Raw genomic sequence first — 4,384 nt, 5'->3', positions numbered from 1 at the left:
TTGAGTTCATATCACTTTCTAGTGTCCCATTCTCTATATCACTACTTGAACTTGTATCAAATCCATTACTTGAGTTCATATCACTTGATAATGAATTATATTCTCCATAACCACTTGATATATTATCATTTACATTTTCAGCACTTGAGTTTTCATTTTCTCTTTGCTCTGATAGACTATCTTTTGAATCATTATGAGCCAAGTCATTTGAAACACTTCCGTCTGCTGAATCAAAATATTTTCCTTTACTATTTACACTAGAATTTGAATTACTACTATTCATTTCTTCTTCTAAAGTTTTTCCTTTAAATCCGTCATACATTCCTTTAGCACTTGCCCCAGCACCTACTAAAGTACCTGTAGCATTTTTCATAGCTTTGTTTGTCGCACTAGCCATTCCACCTATAGATTTTGCCATTTCACCCATAGTTTTTGCACCTGCATAGGCTCCTGCCAATAACGACCAACCACTTTTTATTCCTGCATCTATACCTAATATTCTTTCAATTATGTTTGGAGCATCTATGACCATAAGTGATAGTGCTATCATAAATATTATTTTTACTATCTCATTAGCATTAAGAGTACCCACCCATGAAGTACCTATTGTGTATATCTTTAGAAGTAATGCCGTTGTAAATATTATTGCAAATGATGACAGTATATCTTTTAACACAGCTTTTAATTTTTGTCCTGATGCTATATCACCAAAGGCTAAAGTCATTGCAAAAATCTTTTTAAAGGCTAACTCAACTATTATTCTTGCTATTTTTATAGATGTTAATATAAATGTTAATACTAAACATAACAATGAAACTATTACTATCAAGTAATCTATATTAAATCTATAGTATTCTTCTTGTATTAAATTAAAAAATTTCTTTTCTAGTTTAACAACTTTTTCATTACCATTTTCATCTAATACTAATTTTTTACTATATATCTCATGTGTTGGATTAAGAAAACTACCACTACTCATAGTTGAATTTATATCTATTTTCAATATATTGTCTGAATTTATATTATTAGTAGAAACTTTATTATTATTTCCATATCCATTTAATTTAAAATTTTGACTTTCCAAATATGATAAATCAGATAAACCGTCTTTTATAATTGATCTTGCAGTTGTTGTACTTTGTTGTATTTTTGTTTCATTTAAAACATTTATACTTCCAGTAGTTATTTTTTCTAATGATGTCATAAACATTGGTAGTGCTAGTATAACCATACTTGATAGTATAAAATTTTGAAATATTCTTTCTCCTTTAAATTCTCTATCTATAACCATTTTGTATGCAATATATACAATAGCTAGGGTTAAAATTATCCAAAAAACTGGCTTAAAGCTATTATATATTGCTTCTACTTGTTTATTTTCAAAGAAATGATTTAAAGAGTAGATTTTATCCATTATGCCCTCTAAAGCATCTGATATATACGTCAAAAGACATACAATTTTAAATAGAATCCATCTAATCATATCTTCTATAACTCCAGCTATAGTAAAAAATTTACTATACTCTGATAAAGTGCTTTCTATCATTGTATCTTTCCTTTCTTTTGTAAAATAAAAAAGTAAATAAACAATTAGTCTATTTACTTACTTAGATTAATTTATATTTTTAGTTAAAATATAAATCAATACTTGATAATAAATCATGTTTGTTTATATCTTCTAAATACTCAATTAATTCTTCTTTTGTATTTAAACTTTTAATATGATTTTTTTCTTTTTCCATTAATCTTTTATTATTGTTAATACAGAATTTATTTTTTGCCTCTGCTTTTAAAATCTTTGAATCTAATACATTATTGCTTGTTCTATCATTATATGTATTAGTTTCAATATCACAATTTCTATTCAATTTTTCATTATTTATTTCTCTAATCTCTTCATCATATTTCTTCAACATTTCTTGTTTAACTTCTTTATTAGTTTTAGAAAAATCTATTATTAAATCATCTAATTTTACATCTTTATGTAATGACTTTACTTTTACATTTTTAAATACATTTTCTTTATTATCAAATAAATCATACAAATACTCATATCTATATTTCATTGCATGTTCGCCACAATTTAATATAGGATATGAAATTATTTTTTCATTTTTATTATCCCTCCTTTTGATAACTCTTACAATTGCAGTTTCACCTTCTTTTAATTTAGTTAATTCATCTGCTTTTAATAATCTTCTAGCATCTAAACTTTCAGTTTGACTTTTATTTAATGAAAAAACTTCACCACTTCTTGAATTTGTTATTATTGTTTGTTCCCCAAGCAACTTTGAAAACTTTTCAGCCGTATCATTATCATTTGTCATTATATAAATTTGATTACCACAGTTACCTTCTATAGTTGAGGCATCTTCCCCATACAAATTTTTTAATTGGGAGTATGCTTGAATTATCATATTAAATCTAATTCCACGACCTAGACAAACTGTTATAATATTTGCAAATCCTTCTATTGGAGGCATATTTCCAAATTCATCTAGTAGGAATATTACTTCTCTATCACACTTACTTGTATCATTTAATGATGATTTTTTAGCTAATACATAATATATCTGTCTAACAAATATACTTGATAATACATGATTACTTTTATCATAATCTGGTGTAACCATAAATATTGCTTTAGGTCTATCTAATGGTATCTTATATTCAACTTCGTAATCTCCATTTTCAGTAAAATTAACTTCTGACATATCAATAGTTATTTTAGAAGTTACTTCTTTTCCCTCTACATTAAATGCTCTTACATTCTGTAGTAAAAGCTCTTTTAACTCTTTTCTTCGTATTTCTATAATACTTTTTAACTTCTTCTTTTCTTCCATTTTTTGATAATACAAGTTATCTTCATAATCTTTAGTTTCTTCTCTTTCACTACTTAATGTATTTTGCACTCTATAATTGTTTATTTTATTTTCAGTATAATTAATACTATTGTTATTTTCTCTTTCTATTGAAATATCTCTTATTCCAAATACTACATTCTTATTCTCCTTACTCATATCTATATTTTCAATTCTATAAATATTGTTTATATCTTCATCTTCCAATTTATCTTTTACAGTTACTTTACATTTAAAAGTGCTAAAAAATCCTATTTCTTCAAAGTTCAAAGAATTTTTAGAAGTTAATTTCCCAGTTTCTTCAAGAGTATATGTTTGTAGCTCACTCATTGCTACGGAAAAAATATTTCCTCTTGCTGAACCTCCTGCAAATGAACTTGTTGCATATTGACTTTTTGCTACAGAGTTAGAAGGAAGAGATTTAAAGTATTCATCTAATTGGTTTACTTCACCTTCTCCATTTTTATTAGGAATATTACTTCCTCCAAGTTCAGATAGCATATTTGCAACAGTATACATTGTTATCTTTTCTTCTTCACCTCTTGAAATACATTCATCACAAACTGCTAATATTAAAGCATTAACTAAAGACATTGCTGAATTTTGCCAAAATGGATCTTTTACATTTGGCTTAAAATAAAGTGAATGAGTTAGTGTTTTACATAATAGTTGAGCCTCACTATAATCACCTCTTTTATATGCTTGTTTTATTAATTCTAAAGGGTTATAACTCATTGAATTAATTGGTTGAAGTAAATTAAGCATATATACATCATAACCTCTATTTTCAAGTATTCCTTGACACATTGCCATTAACTCTCCTTTTGGATCATTAATTATTAAAGAAGGTTTTTTATCTGCCCTAGAATAAATATCTATTGTTGGAACTACATATGTTTCTCCTTTACCACTTCTAGTTGTTCCAATGATTAAATTGTTTACTGAACTATCATCTATGAACATTACTTCTTCTTCTACATTTTCACCTTTAGAGTTTTGATATATTTTTTTGCCCTTTGCTATTGGTATTCCACCATTACCCTCATACAACTTATCAGCAATTGGTACAGCCTTATATTGACTTTCAATTTCCTTTCTAGTGGCAAATCTTGATGTCCCTTTTTGACCTTCATCAATTTCTTTAAACGATGCTTTAATATTTAATATTATCCTTATATATACATAGCCTATAAAGGCATATGCTATTATATATATTGGTAAAAATGTTAACTTTGGTATAAAAATACCTAATACCAAATTTGGCTTTTGACCAAAACCTAAATTTGACAAAACTTCTCCTAAGAGATTGATTATTATTGTTACTATAATTAATAAAGCAATACCTATTTTTTTAGCATATTCTTTATTAACTAATTTTCGAGAGAATTTTAATTCACCATTTCTTTTTTCAAAAAAATCATCTATGTAATTTGATATTTTCAATAAATCCAAGTTATCACCTACAATCTAATTTTTTGATTTTATAAAAAAGAGTAGTCAAGTATAATATACTTTGACTACTC

2 protein-coding genes are annotated in these 4,384 nt (G+C 26.2%); both read right to left on the bottom strand.

The features are described 5' to 3' along the window. On the bottom strand, positions 1-1,546 hold a 1,546-nt coding region (locus J7G74_RS04630; RefSeq protein WP_297132453.1), incomplete at its 3' end, for a pLS20_p028 family conjugation system transmembrane protein. A gap of 79 nt (positions 1,547-1,625) precedes the next feature. Beyond that, on the bottom strand, positions 1,626-4,313 hold the full coding sequence (locus J7G74_RS04625; protein ID WP_297132451.1) for a VirD4-like conjugal transfer protein, CD1115 family: 2,688 nt from the start codon (positions 4,311-4,313) through the stop codon (positions 1,626-1,628). Between the last annotated feature and the right edge of the window lie 71 nt (positions 4,314-4,384).

This window comes from Terrisporobacter sp. (assembly GCF_017888745.1).
Taxonomy (GTDB): domain Bacteria; phylum Bacillota; class Clostridia; order Peptostreptococcales; family Peptostreptococcaceae; genus Terrisporobacter.
This window is presented reverse-complemented; position numbering and strand designations above follow the sequence as displayed.